This window comes from Oscillospiraceae bacterium NTUH-002-81 (assembly GCA_032620915.1).
Lineage (GTDB): Bacteria > Bacillota > Clostridia > Lachnospirales > Lachnospiraceae > JAGTTR01.
In genome coordinates, this window is sequence record CP136052.1 from 845289 (window position 1) to 869418 (window position 24130).

General features: G+C 38.4%; 11 protein-coding genes. All 11 read left to right on the plus strand.

Annotation, left to right across the window (positions count from 1 at the left end; all coding sequences use genetic code 11):
• Positions 1–3 precede the first annotated feature (3 nt).
• Complete coding sequence (locus RJD28_04145) at positions 4–4350, plus strand: GBS Bsp-like repeat-containing protein (protein ID WNV58722.1); 4347 nt, start codon at positions 4–6, stop codon at positions 4348–4350.
• Positions 4351–4451: 101 nt separating this feature from the next.
• Positions 4452–8597 (plus strand): GBS Bsp-like repeat-containing protein, encoded by a 4146-nt coding sequence (locus tag RJD28_04150; GenBank protein ID WNV58723.1) that lies wholly within the window; start codon positions 4452–4454, stop codon positions 8595–8597.
• 160 nt (positions 8598–8757) lie between these two features.
• The gene (gene rfbB, locus RJD28_04155; GenBank protein WNV58724.1) at positions 8758–9840 is read left to right on the plus strand and encodes a dTDP-glucose 4,6-dehydratase; all 1083 of its coding nucleotides are present in this window, start codon (positions 8758–8760) and stop codon (positions 9838–9840) included.
• Between the two features lie 75 nt (positions 9841–9915).
• The gene (gene rfbA / locus RJD28_04160; GenBank protein ID WNV58725.1) at positions 9916–10785 is read left to right on the plus strand and encodes a glucose-1-phosphate thymidylyltransferase RfbA; all 870 of its coding nucleotides are present in this window, start codon (positions 9916–9918) and stop codon (positions 10783–10785) included.
• A 32-nt stretch (positions 10786–10817) separates the two neighbouring features.
• On the plus strand, positions 10818–11375 hold the full coding sequence (gene rfbC / locus RJD28_04165) for a dTDP-4-dehydrorhamnose 3,5-epimerase (GenBank protein ID WNV58726.1): 558 nt from the start codon (positions 10818–10820) through the stop codon (positions 11373–11375).
• A 15-nt stretch (positions 11376–11390) separates the two neighbouring features.
• Entirely contained in the window at positions 11391–12773 is a 1383-nt protein-coding gene (locus RJD28_04170) for an ABC transporter permease (protein WNV58727.1), read from the plus strand.
• Between the two features lie 13 nt (positions 12774–12786).
• A complete protein-coding gene (locus RJD28_04175; GenBank protein ID WNV58728.1) occupies positions 12787–14061 on the plus strand; it encodes an ABC transporter ATP-binding protein in 1275 nt (424 codons plus the stop codon).
• A 22-nt stretch (positions 14062–14083) separates the two neighbouring features.
• Entirely contained in the window at positions 14084–16741 is a 2658-nt protein-coding gene (locus RJD28_04180; protein WNV58729.1) for a class I SAM-dependent methyltransferase, read from the plus strand.
• A 12-nt stretch (positions 16742–16753) separates the two neighbouring features.
• Positions 16754–19141: a glycosyltransferase gene (locus RJD28_04185; GenBank protein WNV58730.1), complete on the plus strand. Its 2388-nt coding sequence runs from the start codon at positions 16754–16756 to the stop codon at positions 19139–19141.
• 105 nt (positions 19142–19246) lie between these two features.
• The gene (locus RJD28_04190) at positions 19247–21442 is read left to right on the plus strand and encodes a glycosyltransferase (GenBank protein WNV58731.1); all 2196 of its coding nucleotides are present in this window, start codon (positions 19247–19249) and stop codon (positions 21440–21442) included.
• A 4-nt stretch (positions 21443–21446) separates the two neighbouring features.
• Complete coding sequence (locus tag RJD28_04195) at positions 21447–24107, plus strand: LTA synthase family protein (GenBank protein ID WNV58732.1); 2661 nt, start codon at positions 21447–21449, stop codon at positions 24105–24107.
• The last annotated feature ends 23 nt before the right edge of the window (positions 24108–24130 follow it).

A 24130-nucleotide genomic window follows, 5' to 3' on the forward strand; every position in this document is an offset into this window, starting at 1 on the left:
TTTATGAAAAAAGACAGAAAGATGGTTGCTTTATTATTGGCAGCAACTGTTTTGAGCATGCAGATTTGTGAGCCTGTGTATGCGGAAGAATTAAATACGGGACAGGAATATATGTCTCTGGAGACAGAACAGGAAATAAATGGTGTTGAAACAGATGCTGAAGAAGACAAATATACAGATGGCATGCCGGCAAATGAGGCGGAAAGTGAAAATCAGGATGAAATGGTTCCGGAATCTGAAAATGAGGATGTTTCAGAGGATCATGATCTTGAGGCGTTCGTGGAGAGTGATTCAAATGAGGAAGATGATACGGATGTCATAGGGGAAGAAAGAGCGCAAAATGCCTGGGAGGTACAAATGCGCAGGCAGGCATTTCTTGATCATGGACCAGATTATCTGGATGCAGGAAATGATATTTCTGTAGCATCAAATGAGATAGATGTTTTCTCTTCGCGGTCATCTGATCCAAAAAATATAAATAATATTTTGGTTCTTGTACGGTTTCAAGGCCAGGATGAATATATGAATGATGAAAAGAGTATTCTCCTGAATCGGACATACAATACGATGGAAGGATCTATGCTGCAATATATTTCGGAAATGAGTTATGGAGAATTGAACGTTAATACGCAATTTTTTCCACAGTCAAGTTCTTCTGTATATTACAGTATTGAAGTAGATCATCCAATTGCGTATTATCTGGCTGCAACTGCAGAGAATACGGAAGGATATTTTACCTTCTCGGAACGGATGGTAAGAGAAAAAGCCTTATGCGATGAAATATTAAGAAAACTAAAGATTGAGAATAGAAGTGAATTACAGCAATATGATTTTGACAGCAATGCGGATGGATATATGGATTCTATCAGTTTTGCTTTTGACACGGCTTCGGCCATTTATCCGATTAACCATAATGATTTATTATGGCCGCATAAAACATCTTATGTGAGTAGTGAAACTATCAATGGAATAAGCATGTATTCTTACAATTTTCTCAGCAGAGGAACAGATTCTTGGGGAATTATGGGATCAGAGGTTTCCTCTAGTGCAACAGCCATTCATGAATTCATGCATACATTGGGATTGCCGGACTTATATCGTTATACAAGAACAGGGACGCCGGTGGGATGCTGGGATGTAATGGCCAATACAGCATCTGTAACACCGCAGAATTTGAGCGCATACTATCAGAGAGAATATATGGAATGGGGAGAACCGCTGGATACCATTACAAAATCAACCCATGTGACTTTATCGGCAGCGCAATATGATGATCCGTCTGAGAAATATGCAGTAAAAATAGTTTCTTCAAGTAATCCAAATGAGATATTTGTAGTGGAATTTCGAAATTTGTCAGGAAATGATCAGGTATTGTCTTCCTATTGCACTGGCGGTTTGCTTGTGTATCGGATGGTAAATGATGTGAAGCTTGGGGTGTTTGCATCATCGGGAAATGCAGGAGATTATGATGCGATGTATGTGTTCCGCCCAGGGGAGACTGGATTGAATGCAGGAAAGGGCAATATCTATGATGCAGCTTTATCAGCACATAAGAGCAGCTGGAATTCTATTGGAATTGAGAAAGGGAAAGAGGGTATTGATGAAGGAACGGCCTTAACATACTATGATGGCAGCAATAGCGGTATTTGCATAAAAAATGTAACACTGGGTTCTGCAGATACAATTTCTTTTGATGTGGAATTTACAGAAGAGACAATAGAAAAACAGCCAGAGTTTGATGTGACTGTAAATAGTAGCGGAACTGGATTCACAGGAATATTAAAGAATTATAAGGCGCAGATTAACGAAAATGTAAGTGTGGGTGTGTGGAGTAAAGAAAATGGACAGGATGATTTGAAATGGTATGAAGCAAATCTGCAACAGGATGGAATCTGGAAAATAGAAGTAGATATTTCTGACCATGAGAATAATTCTGGCATATATTATTTCCATGTATATGTTGGGAACGGAACAAAAAAGCGTTTTCTTGCAGGAACAATTGCGTCTATTGAAACGACAGTGCAGCCTGTCTTGGATGTGCAATTAAATGCGGAAGAATCCGCAGGAAATTTAACTTTAAAATATTTAAAACAGGAAAGTGACGCAGATGTACGTTTTGCAGTGTGGAGCCAGACCGGGGGCCAGGATGATTTAAAATGGTATCATGCTGAAAAACAGTCAGGAAAATGGGCGGCTTCTTTTCAAATTAAGAACCATAAAAACGATACAGGTATTTATTATATACATGCATATCAATATATAGGTGGCAGCGCCAGATTTTTGGCAGGCGCGGCAATGAATATTGAAGGGATAAAGGCTGAAACAGTTCATCTTCAGTCAGGCGATGCCTATACAGGGAAAATTCTCTTAAAAGCAGGACAAGTAAAGTCGCCTGCAAGCGTTCAAACTGTAAAAGTTGCAGTATGGACGACTGCGAATGGCCAGGATGATTTAAGATGGTATGAAATGCAGAAGAATGGAGATGACTGGCAAGGACAGGTCAATTTGTCAGATCATTTTTATGAGTGGGGAACTTATAATTTTCATTTTTACGCGAAAGATGAGCGCGGAGTAGAAAAATGTATTGGAACATTATCAAAGGATATAACAACTCAAAAAACGAAATTAAAAATACAGCTGAATGACAGTGAGTCCCGAGCTGACATTTGCTTGGAAGGAGGAATGCCGGCAGGAGTAAAAAAAATAAAATATGCAGTATGGAGTGCTATAAATGGACAGGATGATCTGCAGTGGTATACGCCGGAAAATCTGGCATATTTATCATCGGCTGATATTTCAAATCATAATAATGATACAGGTGCATATTATGTGCATACTTACGTGACAATGGAGAATGGGACAAGTCGCTTCCTTACAGGAGGAAGTTTTGCTGTAACTGGAATTAGTTGTGATTCTGTTAATATAGAGAATAAAAATGAGCAAGATGGAACTTTTGAGGTGAAAATTAAAAATGTAAAGTCTCCGGCAAACATTGAGCGGGTCAGAGTTGCGGTATGGACCAAAAGAAACGGTCAGGATGATATTTTATGGTATTTTCCGATTGTTGATGAGAATGGAAACTGGAATGCACATATAGACACTTATATGCATGACTATGAATCGGGCGTATACTATGTGCATGTATATGCAAGAGATGCAAGGGGAATGGAAACATATATTGGCGGATGTGCTTTTGATTTCCGGCAAGATACATCGATGGTAACATTGACGATGCAAAATATTCCGGAAGAAAATCTGTTTGATATTTCTTTTGTCAGCAAAAAAATCGGGAAAAATGTGAGAAAGATTAAATTTGCAGTCTGGAGTAAAGTGGATGGGCAGGATGATCTAAAATGGTACGAAGCAGTAAAAAATACTTCAGAAAATAAATGGAGTGCACGCGTTTATACAACAGATCATAAAAATAATTCGGGTGTTTATTATGTGCATGCCTATGGTGTGTTGGAAAATGGCGGAACAGTTTGCCTGAAAACGGCAGAGACTACTATTTTGACAGATTATATGCCTAGCGTAAAAACACAGGCAATACAGGTGGGGGGGCTGAAAAAGACTTACAGATTTTTATTTGTATCCGATACCCATGTGATCGTTCCTGATGCGCAGGATGAATTGCGTGTACAGGAGTTAGGCAGTTCGAGAATGAACTATTTCAGAAACAGAAAATGGATGACTTCGGAAGAACAGTTTCCCTATTGGATGGAATATGCCAATAAGAATCATGTGGATGGTTTGCTGATGGGAGGAGACATTATTGATTATCCTTCTTTCGCAAATATACGATACATGAAAAATAATCTGGATACGTTGCAGATGCCATATTTGTATGTGTTTGGAAATCATGATTGGACATACCCGTGGGAATATATGACGCACACGGCGTCTAAATTGTACAAACCATTACTGAAGCAGTTTATAAAAGGAAATGATGCAGCACAAATATCAGAATACGAAGATTTGGTTATTCTTGGAATTGATGACAGTACCAACCGGGTTGATGAAGAAGCGCTTCCGATTGTTCAACAAGCACTGGAACTTGGAAAGCCCGTGATCGTCATGCTCCATGTTCCTTTACAGACAGATACTCTGATGGAGAAATCAATAAAGGGCTGGGGGACTGCACTTATGATAGGAGAAGACGCAATTAAACCTGATGAGGCAACGCAGAAATTCCTAGATATGATTTTAAATGAGAACAGTCCTGTATGTGCAGTCCTGGCAGGTCATGTTCATCTTGAAGATACCAGCCCGCTGAATGACAGGATAACGCAGTATGTCGTGGAAATGTCTTCCAAAGGAAACGGGATATTGGTAGAGGTAAAAGGGAAGTAGATAAAATAATAGAAATGATAGAAAATAGTAAGAAAACTTCATTTTAAACGTAAGGAAAATATGATATGATTTACTAATTAAGTACAAATGGAGGGAGAAAAATGAAAAGGATACTGGCTCTGCTTCTTACGGGGGCACTCGTTTTTTCGAATGCTTCACCAATGACAGCACAGGCATCAGAAGTTACGCAGAATAATGTGATTGAAGGGGTTGCGGCGGAAGAAGATAACGGTAGGGATGGGATGGAATCGGATCAGAATGCCCTTGTGGAAGATAAGTCCACGCAGGATGATGTAAGTCTTGATCAAAACAACCCAGAACAGGACGCAGTGGATAACAATGCAGGAGATCAGAAATCTGATCCGAATGAAACGAAAGATGATTCTCGAAATGAGGAACAGATAGGGGATAATATTTTATCAGATTCTGAAGAAAATAGCACAGCACCAGAGATGAATGATAATTTGTCAGAAGAAGAGACTTTGCTTGAGGAAGAATCTAAGGATGCAGAAGCTCCTGAGCTGAATTATGTATATTTGGATTATGCAGAGTTTGCGCCGGGCGAGGAACAGAACATTGTTGTATCCGCAGGGGATGATGAGACAATTTTCGAAAAAGCAGTATTATCTGTTGCAGGCGAGAATGGCATAAAGACCATAGAGGCACAGAATATTGTCGGAAATGCAGCTCTTTTTACAGATGTATATAGTGCAGATGAAGGGGGTACCTATACACTGACGAAGGTTGAATTTGTTGTCGATGGAAATTCGTTTGTCATTGATCTTCAGTCGGGCGACATGGATCCTGTTCAGTATAGGGTGGCGGAACCAGATAGCGGGAATGCGCTGGAAATTGTGTCCCTTGATGATGACGGAAATGCAACGGCCGCAGCCAGTATAGAGGACGCTATTCAGGCAGCAGAAAAGGACGTAGTACCTGGAGAAGATGATGATAAATTTCGTTCAGCCAATGGACAGGTTGTTGTTGTACTGGATCCGGGACATGACAGTAAGCATTTAGGCGCACATCAGAGTGGATTGAAAGAAGAAGACCTTAATCTGAAAATAGCACAGTATTGTAAGACTGAGCTGGAAAAATATAATGGCGTAAAAGTATATATGACGAGAAGCGGCTCAGGTTGCCCTTATCCGGGAACTTCTTCTACAGATGATAACAGAAAGCGGGTAGAGTATGCAAAAAGCGTAGGTGCTGATGTATACGTCAGCATTCATTTGAACTCTAGTAGTTCCGGTGCGGCAAATGGAGCGGAGGTTTATTATCCTAACAGTCATTATATTTCCTGGATAGGAACAGAGGGAAAGGATCTGGCTGGAAAAGTATCTGCAAAACTGGCAGAACTGGGATTATATAATCGGGGAATCACGATTCGAAATTCTCAGGATGGAACAAAGTATGCTGATGGGTCACTTGCGGATTACTACGCAGTAATTCGCCGAAGCAAAGAGTTGGGTTTCCCGGGAATTATTGTAGAACATGCGTTTATGACAAATGCATCGGACGTATCAAAGTTCCTTTCTTCGGATGCTGGACTCCAGAAGCTAGGTATAGCTGATGCAGAGGGAATTGCAAAATATTTCGGACTTATAAAGGGGCCGGTGGACTTTAAAATTTCCGGGTTGAAAATTTCCGATATGAATGCCCTGAATGGAGATTTTACCGTGTCATTAACCGGAGTCACTCCGGCAGAAAGTGTTGATAAAATCAACATGTATATCTGGAGCAGCAAAGATGGCCAGGATGATTTGAAAGTTTATTCTTTTGATGGGAATACAACAGGTACATATACGTTTACGGATAATATAAAAAATCACAAAAATGATACCGGAATTTACAATATTCATGTGTATGCAACGGATAAAGGCGGAAATTCCAAAATGCTGGGATCCACCACCTGCGATATGACATACAAGCCTCTGGGCAGGGCAGTAGTGACTGCGGTAAAGAAAGATGCGCAGCAGAAACAGTTTGTTTTAAGCGCAGCCGGGGTGGCAGATGCAGTAAGTCTTCGATTCGCTGTCTGGAATACCTCTAATACCAATAATATAAAATGGTATTCTGCAGTAAAAGATACAAACGGAAAGTGGAATTATACAGTTCCTGTATCAGACTTCAAACAGGACGGAACCTATTGTGTGCATGTATATGCGGTAGATAACGGGAAGAAAGAGACCTTTGCGGGAGGAACAACTTTTTCTGTAGAGGGGCCGAAAGCGACGGGAATCACAGTTTCCAATAAAGATTATTCTTTGGGAAAAATGAAGGTTACTGTTTCAGGGGTGACGTCTCCTGCAGGGATTCAAAGTGTAAAAGCCGCAGTCTGGACACAATCAGACATGAAAGATTTGAAATGGTACGAGGCATCTAAAGAAGCGGAAGGTGTTTATTCTTATTGGGTAGATATTTCTAACCATAATAATAATTATGGAACATATATTATGCATGTATATTTGACTGATGGCAATGGTATTTACAAGTATGGAACCGGTTTGAGAGAGAACTTAGAAAAGCCGCAGGCAGCTGTCAGTGCAGTGATAAATGCTCCCAATACATGGTTTACAATCACAGCACGGAATTTTCCACAATATGGTGGCGTGAAATCAGTAAAAGCAGCAGTTTGGAGTGCGGAAAACGGTCAGGATGATTTGAAGTGGTATGACTTAGGAAAGCAGACGGATGGCAGCTGGCAGGTTCCTGTGCCGGTATCGTATCATAAATCAAAAGGATTATACTATGCGCATGTATATGTAGAAAATCTGAAAGGAAGCAAAATCTTTATAGGAGGAGATACCTTTACTGTTGCGGGCGCCAGCGCAGATGTTGTAGAGTGTACAGATCAAAATAATATAAACGGAACATTTGATATAAGAGTTACCGGAATAAAATCTTATTCAGGAGTTGCCGCTGTAGATGTTGCTGTCTGGAGCCAGGATAATCAATCTGACATGAAGTGGTATTCTGCAAAATGGGATGGTGGTCAGAACTGGAATGTACATGCAGATATTGCAAATCATGGATATAATTATGGTACTTATCGAGTGCATGTATATATCACAGGCGGAAATGGGGTTCGTAATTATGTGGGAGGAACGAGAGTAACCATAAATCTTCCGCACGCAGAGATTTCCAGTTCGGTGAACTCTTCTAACACCTGGTTTGCAATTTATGCTAAAAATATAAGAATTCCCAGTGGAGTAAAAAATGTTAAGGTTGGTGTCTGGAGCGAAAAAAATGGACAGGATGATTTAAAGTGGTATAATCTTGGGAAAAACTCTGATGGAAATTGGTCAGTTCCCGTTCCGGTATCTTATCACAAAACAGAAGGAAAATATGATGCTCATGTTTATGTAGAGGGAAACAATGGGATGAATGTTTTCATTGGATCCACAAGTTTTGAAATAAAAGGGCCCTCTGCATCTGGTGCTGAAGTAACCAATCAGAGTAGTTTGACAAGTATATTTACGGTGGTTCTAAAAGAGGTTAATAGTCCCTCTGGCATTTCCAGTGTTTCCGCGGGAGTATGGAAAGACGGAAAAAGTTATGTCAAGTGGTACAATGCGTTAAATGCGGGAAATGGAAACTATTATGTAACAATGAACGCAGCTGAAGTCGGAAATGGAGTCGGAAGATATAATATTCATTTTTATGCGACAGATGGAAATGGAATTTCCAAATTTGTTACGGGCTTGTCGCACACGATTGAAGGGTATTCCATCATGGGGTTTCCCCAGGTTAATGTTCAGCAGATGGTAAACTACTATAATGCAAATGCAACGTATCCAAGCTATTATGCCAATACAGAAGTGCCTACTATAGAAGCCTTTTGTCAGATGTATGCGGAGGAAGCGGGTGCAGAAGGCGTAAGAGTTGAGGTTGCCTTCTGTCAGGCGATGAAGGAAACGGGGTTTTTGAGGTATGGGGGCGATGTTGATATCAGCCAGTACAACTTTGCCGGAATTGGGGCGACCGGAAACGGGGCGAGAGGTAATGCTTTCTCTTCCCCTAGAGAAGGTGTGCGGGCGCAGATCCAGCATTTAAAAGCTTATGCCAGTACAGATGATCTTGTACTTGGATGTGTAGATCCGCGATTCAAATATGTTAGAAGAGGAACTGCTCCTTATGTGGAATGGCTTGGGATACGAGAAAATCCGAATGGAACAGGTTGGGCAACTGCGGTAGGATATGGAAATAATATCGTCCAGCGGATAAAAACTTTAAAGACTTATTAGGAGATAGAACGGGCTTTGGTGAAGGAACTTGGCTGAAGCTCGTTCTAAATTTATAAAAATAATTTTCAAGATGGTATTGTTGAATGAGAAGTATTGAATAATATGGCTTATAATGGTATAATGTTACGGAATTGTTAAATCAAAATGGAGGAATAGAACAATGAGAACATATCTGGTTACCGGAGGTGCCGGCTTTATCGGATCAAACTACATTCACTATATGTTTAAAAAATATAAAAATGATATTCGGATTATCAATGTAGATTGTCTGACGTATGCTGGTAATCTTGAGAACTTGAAAGATATTGAAAATCTTGAGAATTATACATTTGTAAAAGCAAATATTTGTGACAGTGATGCAATTAATAGAATTTTTGAAGAGAATGATATCGACAGAGTGGTTCATTTTGCGGCAGAGAGCCATGTGGACAGAAGCATCAAGAACCCGGATGTATTTGTAAAAACAAATGTATTGGGAACATTGGTTATGCTGAATGCCGCGAAGAATGCCTGGGAGTTACCGGATGGAACTTTTAAAGAAAATAAGAAGTTCCTCCATGTGTCAACAGATGAGGTATACGGATCCTTGGAGGAAGACGGTGGATTTTTCTATGAGACAACACCATATGATCCGCATAGCCCGTATTCTGCCAGCAAGGCATCTTCAGATTTCCTTGTGAAGGCATATATAGACACTTATCATTTTCCGGCGAATATCACAAATTGCAGTAATAATTACGGACCGTACCAGTTTCCTGAGAAGCTGATCCCCTTGATTATTAACAATGCTCTTCATGGTAAAAATCTTCCGGTCTATGGAGACGGCAAGAATGTTCGTGACTGGCTGTATGTAGAAGATCACGCAAAGGCAATCGATATGGTACAGGAGCTTGGACGTCTGGGAGAGACTTACAATGTAGGCGGACATAATGAGAAGCAGAACATTGAAATTATTCATATTATTTTGGATACTTTACAGGAGATGCTTCCTGATAGTGATCCTAGAAAGAAATTGGTCAGTGAGAAATTAATTACTTATGTAGAAGATCGAAAAGGACACGACCGGAGATACGCGATTGCGCCCGATAAGATCAAGGCTGAGATTGGCTGGTATCCGGAAACAATGTTTAAAGAGGGTATTAAGCTGACAATCAAATGGTATTTTGAACATGAAGATTGGATGAATCACATTACAAGCGGTGATTACCAGAAGTATTATGAGGATATGTATCATACGAAATAAGCAGTATATGGTAGGGGCAGATACAATAAATATCTGTCCCTTCATAAGGTTTAGAGAATACGGAGGAATGAAAGAATGAAGGGAATTATATTGGCCGGTGGATCCGGAACCAGATTGTATCCATTAACAAAAGCGATTTCCAAACAGATCATGCCGGTGTATGACAAACCGATGATCTATTATCCGCTTTCTACATTGATGCTGGCGGGTATTCGTGAAATCTTGATTATTTCCACACCGAGAGATTTGCCGGTGTTTGAAGAATTATTTGGAACAGGAGAACAGCTTGGTCTGAATATTTCGTATGCAGTACAGACAGCACCGCGCGGTCTGGCAGATGCATTTATTGTAGGTGAGAAATTTATTGGAAATGACAGAGTTGCACTTGTACTTGGTGATAATATTTTCTATGGTCAGAGTTTTTCTGCCGTCTTAAAACGAGCTGCTGAAAGAGAACATGGGGCAACTATTTTTGGCTATTATGTGAAAGATCCAAGAGAGTACGGCGTGGTAGAGTTTGATGAAAATGGTAAAGCTCTTTCTATCGAAGAGAAGCCACAAAATCCAAAGTCCAATTATGCAGTTCCGGGGCTCTATTTCTACGATAATGATGTGGTGGAAATTGCCAAAAACGTGAAGCCTTCTGCCCGTGGAGAAATTGAAATCACCAGTGTAAATAACGAATATCTGAGGAGAGGAACGCTTCAGGTTGAAACCCTTGGAAGGGGATTTGCGTGGCTGGATACAGGAAATCACGATATGTTGCTGGATGCAGCTGATTTCGTTGCAGCTTTTCAGAAACGTCAGGGCTTGTATATTTCATGCATTGAAGAAATTGCATATCGAAGAGGTTTTATAAACAGAGATCAGTTGATTGAATTGGCACAGCCATTACTGAAAACTGCGTATGGTCAGTATCTGATGGATATTGCGAATGGTCTGTAATTGAAACGCTTAAGTGAAAGGATTGAAAAATAATGGGAAAAATAAAGATTGAAACCTGTGAAATAGAAGGATTAAAAGTTATTACGCCAACTGTATTTGGAGATGAGCGTGGGTATTTTATGGAAACGTATAACTATAATGATTATGCAGCAGCAGGGATAGATATGGAGTTTGTACAGGATAATCAGTCAATGTCCAAAAGAGGAGTACTCAGGGGCCTGCATTTTCAGATTAATTATCCACAGGACAAGCTTGTCAGGGTTACACGGGGCAAAGTGTTTGACGTTGCGGTAGACCTGAGAGAAGGTTCTGCAACTTATGGAAAGTGGTTTGGCGTACTGCTCTCGGACGAGAATAAAAAACAGTTTTTTATCCCTAAAAATTTTGCACATGGCTTCCTGGTTCTTTCTGATGTGGCAGAATTTGTATATAAGTGTACAGATTTTTATCATCCAAACGATGAAGGTGGACTTGCATGGAATGACCCGGAGATTGGCGTGGAATGGCCGATAGAAGAAGGCGTTGAGCTTACAATATCTGAGAAGGATCAGAAATGGGAAGGCATTCGATCTTACAAAAAAAGTAAGTAATAGAGGAGAGGCTAAATGTCTAAGAAAAAAATTGCGGCTGCTTTTGTGACAGTATTAGTATGTGTTGTTTTAAATGTTTTGATTATGCGAAGACATGAAGTGCGCGAGGCAGCAACAGTTAATATGACCGTAGAATTAAATGATGAAGCCTCTGGTAATTTTCAGCTATTCTATAAGGGAAATAGTGAAAGCGAGTTTTCCGAAGAAAAAAAGAGTGAAGATGAGCTGCAAGCAGGAAAGCTGGATTTGAATTTTGCCCTGGCAGAAAATGAGCATTTCTTGAGATTGGATTTCCCAGATGAGAAAGCAGAATATGTGATAAAAAAAATTACATTTCGCTATCAGGATATAGAGGTGGAATATCCTCTTGAAAATCTTGCATTTTCTGCGGGGCCAGGCATTGAGTCACTTTCCTGGGATGATGCAAGTAAACAAGTAATTGTGAAGACAACGGAAACAGATCCGTTTATTACTTTTGAAATCGCAGATACGGGAGTATCTGCTGCAATTACAGCGCATGACAGAAAGATTGATAACGTCAAAAACATACTTGTATGCCTTGCGCTGGATATTATCGTGCTTGGAACATTAATCATGTGGAATAAAATCGCCATTCTTCCGAAGGAATTGTATGGCAATAGAAGATTGATTATCAAACTTGCAAAAAATGATTTTAAAACTCGATACGCGGGTTCCTATCTTGGAATTGTCTGGGCCTTTATTCAGCCGATTGTCACGGTAGTGGTTTATTGGTTTGTGTTTCAGGTAGGGCTGCGAAATGGAAATGTTGGAAATTTCCCATTTGTTCTTTGGCTGATTGCCGGATTAGTTCCGTGGTTTTTCTTTTCGGAGGCCTGGAATTCAGGAACCAATGCACTGATCGAATATAGCTATCTTGTAAAAAAAGTTGTGTTTAAAATCAGTATTTTGCCGGTGATTAAGGTGCTTTCTGCGCTGTTTGTACATTTATTCTTTATTTTATTTACACTGGTATTATATTCCTGCTATGGCTATTTCCCGGATATATACACGTTACAGGTGTTTTACTACACTGCTTGCATGATCATATTAACACTGGCGCTTTCTTATATGACAAGTGCACTGGTGATCTTTTTCCGGGATCTGACGCAGATTATATCTATCATACTGCAGGTGGGCGTATGGATGACGCCGATCATGTGGCAGATTACGATGGTCCCGGAGAAGTTCCGCTTCCTGTTTGAGATTAATCCCATGTATTATATTGTCTGTGGGTACAGAGATGCGTTAATTAACAAAGTGTGGTTTTGGGATAATTTTTATACAACAGCCTGGTTTTGGTCAATTACACTCTTTTTGTTTGCGGTGGGCACTTTAATATTCAAACGGTTAAAGGTTCATTTTGCAGATATTTTGTAAAAGGAAAGATTTCATGGATAATATTGCTATTAAAGTAGAAAATGTAACCAAAATATATAAACTATATGATAAACCGTCAGACCGATTGAAAGAGTCCCTGGGATTAACTCACAAAAAGTGTTATGTGGAACATTATGCGCTGGATCAGGTGAATATTGAGGTCAGAAGAGGCGAAACCGTCGGCATTATTGGAACAAACGGTTCTGGAAAATCAACAATTTTAAAAATTATTACCGGTGTTTTGAACCCTACATCAGGAAATATTGTTATAAATGGAAGAATTTCTGCATTGCTGGAGCTGGGCGCAGGCTTTAATATGGAATACACCGGTATAGAAAATATTTACCTGAATGGGACAATGATCGGTTTTTCTAAAGAAGAGATAGATGCAAAGCTGCAAGATATTTTGGATTTTGCTGATATCGGAGATTTCATTAATCAGCCGGTAAAAACGTACTCCAGTGGTATGTTTGTTCGGTTGGCTTTTGCAGTTGCAATTAATATTGAACCGGAGATTTTGATTGTTGATGAAGCTTTATCTGTAGGTGATGTGTTTTTTCAGGCAAAATGCTATAGAAAATTTGAGGAATTTAAAGAACAGGGAAAAACAATTCTGTTTGTAAGTCATGATTTGAGCAGTATCAGCAAGTATTGTGATCGAGTAGTGCTTTTGAACAAAGGCAAAAAGCTTGCTGAGGGCGAACCGAAAGAAATTGTTGACTTATATAAAAAGATTCTTACCAATGCAGACGAATTGGAGAGCGCAGCAGAAGCTTCTGCGGAAGAGGAAGAAGAACAGAAGGTGGATGAGAATATTGTATGGAAAAATCATTTTCCGGTAAATCCTTCTGTTTTGGAATATGGAAAAAAAGAAGCAGAGATTATTGATTTTGCACTCATGGATGATAGGGGAAATTATACAAATAATCTGGAAAAGGGAAAAGAATTTGTTGTAAAAATGAAAGTCCTTTTCCATGAAGAAATCAATGATCCTATTTTCGCATTTACAATCAAAGACTTACGAGGAACAGAGATTACCGGAACAAATACCATGTTTGAGCATTCCTGGGTTGGTCCGCAGAAAAAGGGGAATATTCGTGAGGCATGGTTTCGACAGAAAATGTCTTTACAGGGTGGAGAATATTTGCTCTCATTGGGATGCACAGGATTTCGAAATGCAGAATTTAACGTATATCACAGATTATATGATGTGTGCAGCATTACTGTTATTTCAGATAAAAATACGGTAGGATTTTATGATATGGAATCTGAAGTGATTGTGCGGTAAGGAAAATGAAGGAGGGCTGTTTGTGTCAGAGCTCAATTTGCAATATTATAAAAATATCGATGAATATTCCGATGGAGACGTTGAAGATGATATTTATCGAATTGTAGAGAATGGTGGAAAGATATCGGAAAAGGAAAACAGATATGCAGTGCTGTATCATCTTTCTCCTATTCGTGAAAATATCTTGAATTGGTATCCGTTTAAGCCAAATTGCCGTATTTTGGAAATTGGTGCGGGATGCGGAGCGATTACTGGGATGCTCTGCCGTAAAGCAGGAACAGTTGTTTCTGTAGAATTATCAAAGAAAAGAGCTTCTATTAATTACCTGAGACATCAGGAAAATCAGAATCTTCAAATATTTGTAGGAAATTTAAATGATATGGAGTTCCAGACACCGTTTGATTATGTAGTGCTGAACGGTGTATTAGAGTATGCTATGAGCTTTACCCCAGGAGAGAATCCTTATGTTGATTTCCTTAAAAATATCAAAAAATATCTAAAAGAAGATGGAAGAATATTAATTGCAATTGAAAACCGTCTGGGCTTACGATATTTTTCCGGGTATCCGGAAGAACACACCAACCAGGAATTCCTTGGGTTACGATCCTATGAAGGAAACAATCAGGTTCGCACATTTTCCCGATATGAGTTGCAGGGTTTACTAAAAGAATCAGGGTTTGGTTATCAGAAATTCTATTATCCGTATCCTGATTACAAATTTCCGAATGAAATCTTTACAGATGAAAGAACAGAAGGATATGGGAAACCGTATTTGAATCTTTGTAAAGAAAGATATGAGATTTTTGAGGAAAACAAACTGGCACCCTTGCTTGAAAAAGAAGGTGTGGCTGGCTGTTTCTCAAATTCTTTTTTGGTGGATGCGTGCGGCAAGGAAATGGAGAAAACGAACATACAATATGTGAAGATGAACAATGATCGTTTTCGTCAATTCAGCACAGCAACGATTGTCGGAGAAAAACGGGTAAAAAAAATACCGCTTACAAAAGAGGCTGAAACGCATCTGAAAAACATGCAGGAAAAAATGGATCTCGAGCAAGAAAAGAGAATTCATTATGTGGCATTGGAAAATACAGAAGATGGATTCATTATGCCATTTATTCAGACAGAAAGTCTGGATTATGAAGTGGAACAATTGATTGCCGAAAATAAAGCAGATAAGGCGCTAGAGATTGTTCAGGCATTTTTTGAAGATTATTTTAAAGAAAAAGAGAAGGACTGCAGTGTCAGACGTGACTACTGCAGCAAAGAATTCAAAACTGTTTTTGGTGAAAAAGAATTTTCCAAAGAAATGGTTTGTGTGCGGAATGTCAATATTGATTTGATTTTGGATAATATTTTCCGAAGCGAAAAAGGATACCTTCTGATAGATGGAGAATGGATTTTTCCTTTCGATGTTCCGGCTCTTTTTGTTATCTGGCGAACTTTGAATGAATTGTACAGCCGGCATGCTAAAATAAATGAGCTGATTTCAAGGGCAGATGCCATGATGCAATTCCAAATAGACGCAGAGATGGAAAGTATATTTTGGAATTGGAGTACATTTTTTGTACAGGGGTATGTCGGCGGCGGAAATCTTGACCGTTTTGTGAAACCAATGCAGTGGTTGGACATACAGAAAGCGAAACCGGTGAAAATGTGCAGCAGCTTATACATTGATGCCGGAGAAGGGTATTCGGAGGACACAAAGCTTTATCAGGAATGTTTGCTTGGAAAAGAAGGAGAGTATGAGTTCGTTTATCAGATTCCTAATGCAGAATCTCTGAAAAGGCTTCGCTGGGATCCGGAAGAGGAGATGCCCTGTATTTGTGATATGGAGGTGTTTTCCGGAGAAAAGCAAGTTTCTATTACAAACCATAATGCGGATGCTATTCTTGAAGGGAAAGAACTGTTTTTAAATGCGGATCCACATTATGAGATCAGTGTTTCTGGCCTGAAAGAAGAAACTCTTCGAATAAAGGGGAAGATCCGGTTTCTGAAATCACAGGAAACAGTTACTGCAATGCAAAAGTGCGAAAAGTGGAACCGGCGATTGAAGGCAACTCTTGACGTGAAACTGGCGCTTCCAGATGGGGCAGAACAACTGGAATCGTTTTGCCAAGTGGCGAAACTAAAGGCGGAGTCTTATGAGTTTGTTTATCAGATTCCTGATTGTGGGACTCTGAAAGAATTGAGATGGCATTTAAATAATGAAGGGATTCCATGCGTCTGCAGTGTAAATGTAAGTGATGATACGGGAAAAACTGTTTTTACAAGATGCGTGGGAGAGTCTGAACGAACGGAAATGGGTGATGTGCTTATTTCCGGAGAAGCATATTATCTGATTTTAGGAAAAGGGCTGGAAGGGAAGCAGTTGAAGATATGTGTTAAAGTGCATCTCTTTAATGTTCAGGAAGCAATAGATTTTATAAAAAGCCGGCTGGAACTGGAAGCCCAGCGCTACCGTTGGTTAGCAGAAGAACAGAAAGTGATCGGAGAACAAAAACTCCAGGAAATGAAAGAAGTTTTTGCAGAAAAAGAAAGGCGAATGCAGGAGCAAAAAGACACTGTGGAACGGTTATATATGCAGCAGAAGGAGTTGCTTCAGCAAATGCAGCAGACCAGAGGATGGAAAATCCTTGAAAAGTTGCGGAAAGTAAAGCATAAGCTTGCCGGAAAATAATGAGGTGCTGATATGCAAAATGGAATCGATATTGTCATACCGATTTACAATGGGTATGAGGATATTCAGATGTGTATGGACAGTATTAAGAAATATACAGATCTTGAGAAAAACAGAGTATTATTAATTAATGACTGCAGTCCTGATGAAAGGATTTTGCCATATTTACAGAGCATAGTAGAAGAAAATATTGTGTTGATATCTAACGAAAGGAACATGGGATTTTCTGCCAATGTGAATAAGGGTATGCGGTATTCGGACAGAGATGTGATACTTCTTAATTCGGATACTATTGTAACTAAAAATTGGGTGGAAAAAATTGTAGCCTGTGCCTATCGAGAGGCCGAGATTGGTACAGTAACACCACTGTCAAACAGTGCAACTTTATGTTCTATCCCTATTATGTGCCAGGACAATCTTATCCCCGATAATTGCACGATTGATGAGTTAGCGGATATCGTAGAGAAGTACAGTCTGAAAAAATATCCGAGAATTACTGTGGCTGTTGGATTCTGCATGTTCATTAAGCGGGAAGTCATTAATCTTGTAGGAACATTCGATGCCGAAACCTATGAGCGGGGATATGGAGAAGAAAATGATTTTTGCAATCGCGCAGAACAATATGGGTATAAGCATGTAATGTGCGATGATACTTTTATATATCATAAAGGAACAGCTTCTTTTAACACGGAAGAGAAAAGAAAATTGTGCGAGGCACATGACAGAATTTTGCAGGAACGTTATCCAATGCAGATGCGGAAAAATCATATTTATTGCGTGACGAATCCTGATCAGGATATTCGTGATAATATTCATCTGCAGCTGAAATTCAAAAATGGAAGAAATAATATTTTATATGTTCTTCAATCAGATTTCCGACAGGAAGGTGCTGACCATATTGGCGGAACGCAATTTCATGTAAAAGACCTTACCCAGGGTCTGAGAGATGGATATAATATATTTGTACTTGCACGTGAAGGTAAATACATGCGTCTTACAGGATATTTGGGAGAAGAGGAATATGTTTTTCTGTTTTATGTGGGAGAGAAAAGCCTGTTTCCGGTATTTACAGATGGATGCCTGAAAAAATTGTATGATGATATTCTTGTATATTTTAATATACAAATGATACATATTCATCATACGATGAATCACAGTTTTGATTTATATGAAATGGCAGAAAAATATAAGATTCCTGTGCTTCTCACAGTACATGACTACTATTATGTATGCCCAAACGTGAAGTTATATGATCATGAAGGAAAGTTTTGCGCACATCTGGGAAAAAAAGATTGTGCCAGTTGCCTGAAAAACACAATGGGAATCGCGAAACAAGTTCCATATATTGCGTATTGGAGAGAAAAATGCAGAAGTGTATTGAAAAAATGCAGAAAAATTATTTTCCCTTCAGAGGCAGCTCGAAACATTGTGTTAGGATTTTATCCTGAATTAAAAGATAAAACGACAGTTATTGAACATGGATCAGATATAGAGATATCTACAATAAAAGAAGGTATGTTGATAGAAAGCTCTGCACAGGTAAAGTTTTACTTAGACGCAATTTTCGGAGATGCTGAATATGAAAATATAACAAAGGGTTGGGTGTACCTCGAGGGAGTAGATAATAGTAATCTGAAAAAATATCTTTATGTGCGAAATGAAGAAGGAAAAGAAGTTGTAATTCCTGCGGAGTCTGAAATTCGTGAGGATGTGTGCCAAGTATTAGGAGAAAATCCCTGGTATAAAAATTGCGGATTTTGGCTAAATGTGGTAAAAAGCAAATTTCCGGAAGGGCGCTTGTATGTATCTGCAGCGGTCGAAAAAGATGGAAAAATTTTAAAAGGCACGGAAGAAATTGAAATCACAAATTTTCAAGAAAATAGGCAGGAAAAAACTTTCAGAGTAGCGTTCCTGGGTGGTCTGGTCCCCGCCAAAGGCAGTAGTGTCGCATTGGATATGATCCGCCAAAATGCGTCCGGAATCGAATGGTACGTATTTGGTCAGATAGGAGATGCAGAATTATCTCGGTATTACGCACCGAATCTTCATAAGATCGGCCCATATCGTCGGGAAGAGATTGGAGATTTACTGAAAGAATATCAAATTGATCTTATTTGTATATTACCTAAATGGGCAGAAACCTTTTGCTATACTTTGTCGGAAGCAGTGTTGAATTCGATTCCGGTGCTTGTATTTGATATCGGTGCGGTAGGGCCGAGAGTGCAGAATGCAGGATATGGATGGAGCATTCCAGCGGATACAGATGCACCACAGATTGTAGAACTTATAGGGATGATAAAAAATAATCCTGATTTATATCAGGAAAAGAAAAAAAATGATAACGGAATCTTCTGTGAAAAGTATGCAAAAAATGATAGAAGAGTACAATGCATTATATAAGATTGAGGTAGGAGAAAAACCCGAAGGAAATGGTATTTTCGATGCGAAGAAGATGCTGGAGGCGTATATTTACTAGTAATCCTCATTGAATGGAGTTGTTGATAAATGTGGAATCGTATAAAGCAAAAGTATAAAAGCAAAAGAAATGAGAAAAAACTGGAGTTTTGTGCGATTCCTGATACGCTTTTCAAAAATTTAGAAGAATTTCAGGTGGAACAAAATCAGATTCATCTAAAGGGCTGGATTTTTCCACCGGAAGGAAAGCTAGAAGCTGTGTATATACAATTTTCTGATGCAATTGGCAATTCTCGTCAGGAGTTACTTTATGGATTCCACAGGCCGGATGTTGCGTCTAATTTGGGAAATCCCAATGGAGAGAATAGTGGTTTTTGCTTTGAAGGCATCTATGAAAATGGTATAGTCGATACAGCAGTTTTCCTGTGCTTTCAATGGAAAGGCGTTGTATATGGATGGTATCTTGGAACAATCCCAGGAATGCAGGAACACCAGGAAGGTTCAAACAAGAGAATTCAAATTCAGAATGTAACCCCATTTATGCTGGATGTTTTCGAGGAAAACATCCAGTCTGTTCATATTCGGAAAATATATACCCATCCTATAAAAGTTATGATATGGGTAAGAAAGAGGATACAACAATGGGAACAACTACTGGAAATTTTATTGCAAGATGCAAATGTGAAGGAAATTATTTTTCTTACAGAATATAAAGAAATTTTACCGCCCAAAGATTATAGTAAAAAAATAAGATATATTTGCTGTGAAGTGGGAAATGGAGAAAAATATATAGTAAATTATTTGAAAAAAAATCCGTTTTTGTTATTGATAGAAGCAGATACAAAGTTATCAGAAAATACAATTGCACATTTGCTTTATACCCGAAAAAAATATGATGGCTGTAAGCTGGGAACCGTTTCCGCAATGGTTTTAAATGAGGATGAAAAGAAATCTTTTCATGGTGCAGATGATTGCGTGCAATATAGTTGCGGTATTATGGAAAGGGAATCCAACGAAAAATGTATTTTATTTTGTGGGAAAAGCCCGAAGAAAGAGAAATATGAGACACTTGCAGAATATAAGCAAGCACTTAGGACAGAGGGATATCAGAATGTGATATCAGAATATGCGGTGGTGTATGCAAAGGATACAATATCGGTGTTGTTTATTTCTCAATATTTCAAAATTTACAATTATAAAAAAAATATGGAGCATCCAGGTATTCTTGCCATATGCCATGAATTGGGTGGTGGGGCTCAAAAATTTCTTTTGGGAAAGAAAAAAGAATGGTTGGAATCGAATGTTATCTTTGTCTCTGTGACATATCAAATCAAAAAAGGGACTTATAAGATTCAGATAGAGCATGGTATGTCTACAATGGAGTTTGATTTGCAGCGCTGGAGTAAGATACCGGAGCTTATTGAAGCGCTTGGTATAAATAGAATATTGGTTAATGAGCTGGTAACGTATCTTTATTTGGTTGACAAATTACATGAAATTTTGAAATGGAAAAAGGAATATCAGTGTAAAATCGTATATTATTTTCATGATTATTATGCGTTGTGTCCAAGATTTAATTTGATGAATGAAAAGGGGCAGTATTGTAATATACCCGATTTATCCTATTGCGAATCTTGCGCAAAGCCTGTTCTATTGGGAATTGGAGAAACTGATATTTCCATTACGCAATGGAGAGAAGAATGGAAGAATTTCTTAAAACGGGCTGATCAGGTTATCGTCTTTTCTGAGAATACAAAGGAAATTATACAACGCGTATGGGGGGATCTTGCAGATAATATTTTGGTACAACCACATAAAGTAGGATATCTTAGAAAAGTAGAGATGGATCAATTGAATAAAGACGAAACTTTGCGGATTGGCGTGCTGGGAACAATTAATCAGCATAAAGGAAGCGAAATCATAAAAGAGATGTGCCGATTAATAGAAAGAGAAAAATTTCCGGTAAAGGTAATTTTGGTCGGAACGGGACAGGAATTACGAGAAACGAAAGTTCTTTCTATCACTGGACCGTATAGCAGAGAGCAGTTGCCGGATATAATAGAAGCTGAAAAGATAGATCTTATCTTTATTCCTTCGGTATGGCCGGAGACATTTTCTTATACGGCGCAGGAAGCAATTGAGATGGGGATGCCTGTAGCTGTATTTGATCTGGGGGCCCCGGCGGAGAGAGTGAAAAAATATTCCAAAGGGTTGATTATTGAAAAAATAGATGCGGAATATGCGCTTCGAAAGATATTGGGATTTACAAGTGAAATGAGGATATAAAAGGATGATAAATAAACTAAAAAAATTGATAGTGAATCCCATATGGATTATGGTAGTTTTTGGGTTTTTGATAATGTCATTTGCAACCACAGGAACCACTATTTTATTTGAATACGATTCGGATGCTTTTTCAAATGATGTTGCGACTTTATATTGTGATTATGGCGAAGGTTTTTCGGAATCGCAATCAAATTATTCTGTTATAAATGGGAATACAGTAACATTTCCGTTAAAAGATTATAAGAGAATAAAGCAGCTGAGGTTTGTACCATTCCAGGAAAGTGGTATAAAAGTTCAACTGATTTCGTGTGAGATAAGAACGGGGATCTTTAAAATAAAAGACCTATCAACAGGGCAATTGATCAATTGCCTGACGGAACCCTTTAAACAAGATTATAAAAATGGAAGGCTTTCGCTTGAAAAGATAGATGATGGAACGAATTACTATTTGGACTTTTCGAAAACATTGTTGGAAAGTGAAAAATATGGCTATTTAAAATTCATGGAAAGTCTTCGGAAGGCTTTCAGTTATATTGTATTAATTTTAGGAGGGATGCTGGTTTACTGGAAGGGCTATAATAATCAAATAGAGGAAAAGTATTTAAAAATTACGTACTGGATATTAGGCGCAGGAGTCTTTGCTGAATATTTAATTGCTGTAAACCTTCCGTGGTGGATTGCGGTTATTGGTTTTTGGGTATTGCTTTGGGGATTGGGAAAGCAGGGATTTTTTTGGAAATGTGGGAAAATATCCTATATAAATTTATTGTTCCTGATATTGTATACTTCTGTAACGGCTAAAACTGTTATTCAGAGGGGAATTCTTTTTGAGGGGTATTTGATTCAACAGTTTTTAATTTTATTATTACTGATAGGAATATTAAATCAGGGCACGGATCAGGAGGTTCAGGGCTATCGAAATATAAATTTAAATGTGACACAATATACCTTCCTATATGCAGAGATTGTTGCCATATATGTATCTTTTTCGATAATGAAAAACGTGTTATTAAATAATAATTACTATATCGGAGATGCATTATGCAGTGGGATTACACAAATTGCGCTTATCAATATTTCATGGATGTTCTTTTTTGCCAGCCTGTTATATTTTCTTTTGGGAAATGGAATTACTAAACTTTTTTTGGGACTTTTTTGGGTAATATTATTTGGCGGAAATTATATAAAAATTACATATCATGATACGTTTCTGACTCCGATGGATTTTTGGCAGATAAGAGACATGCTGAGGATATCTCAAAGTGTGATTGGAGAAGCTCCTTTATTTGTTGGGATGATTGTAATTTTACTGGCAATCATCTTGATTATAAAATTTCGACATCGAATAGGAGCATTTTTAAGACCACATATAAGTGCGATGCCGGCAGTTTGTATTTTCTTTATAGTGTTCTTTTTTACCACAGATTTGTTGAAGGACAGATATTTCGCTGATTATAACATAGGGTACAAGTGGTATGTTACTGAGTATGTGGGCGAGGATACAAGCGGGACATATTTGTATAATATGTTTAATGTTGCTCATGTCAGTGATACTTCAATAAAAAAACCGACCCCGTATACAGAGGAGTATGCGAATCATTTAAAACAGGAATTTGAAACTTCTGCTGAATATAAGGTCTCGGATATAAAACCTAATATTATCTGTATTATGGCGGAATCGTTATTTGATATTGAAAATATCCATTCTTTGACGTTTAATCAGGAGATTGAACCAACTATTCATAAAAATATGAAGAGTACATTAATTTCACCGCGATTTGGAGGGTATACAGCAGCGGTTGAATACGAGGCACTTACGGGACATAGTTTGTATTTTTATAAAGAAGGAACAATGCCGTATACAACTTATTATACAGGGAGGGCCGTAAATTCTGTTGCAAGTGAATTAAAAAAGAGTGGATATGAGACGCTTGCGTTCCATCCGAATACAGGGTCTTTTTATGCAAGGCAAGCGGCTTACAATAAAATGGATTTTGATAAAATGTATACGATTTCAGATTTGATTCCATCAAAAGATGAGTTAACTGTTGCAGGGTACTATAGAGATATTCCTTTTGCGCAGAAAGTAATTGATATTGTGGATGCTGCGGAAGATCCAGTATTTTTGTTTGGGGTAAGTATTGCGGCGCATTATACGAATGAGGATCACTATCCATATACAGATATTACCGTAGATGGGAATGGTTTGACGGATGAAGAGAAGCACGTAATTGAACAGACTGCAGCGGCTTATCAAGAATCAGATGAAATGGTTCGTATGCTCATGGAATATGTAGATAATTGCGAAAAACCTACAATGTTGTACATATTTGGAGATCATCTTCCTCCGTTAAATATGTATGATAAATTGAGTTATATTGATGATCCAGTGAATAAATATGGGACAGTGCTGTTGGGGTACAGTAATTTTAAAGATATAGAATTTCCGGAATATATGACACCAAATCAACTGGGCCCGCAGATGTTACTTGATGCAGAGGTAAAGCACAGCGGTTATTGGGATTATATCTATTCTCTTAGAAAAAGGTATCCCGTGATTCAAAAAGAATTTATTTCAGATAATGATAGTGAGAACTTAGAAAAATACAGATTTATTCAGTATGATTTAATGTTTGGGAAAAAGTGGTTACTTGAACGTGAGTAAAGACATTTTTACACGGAGACGAA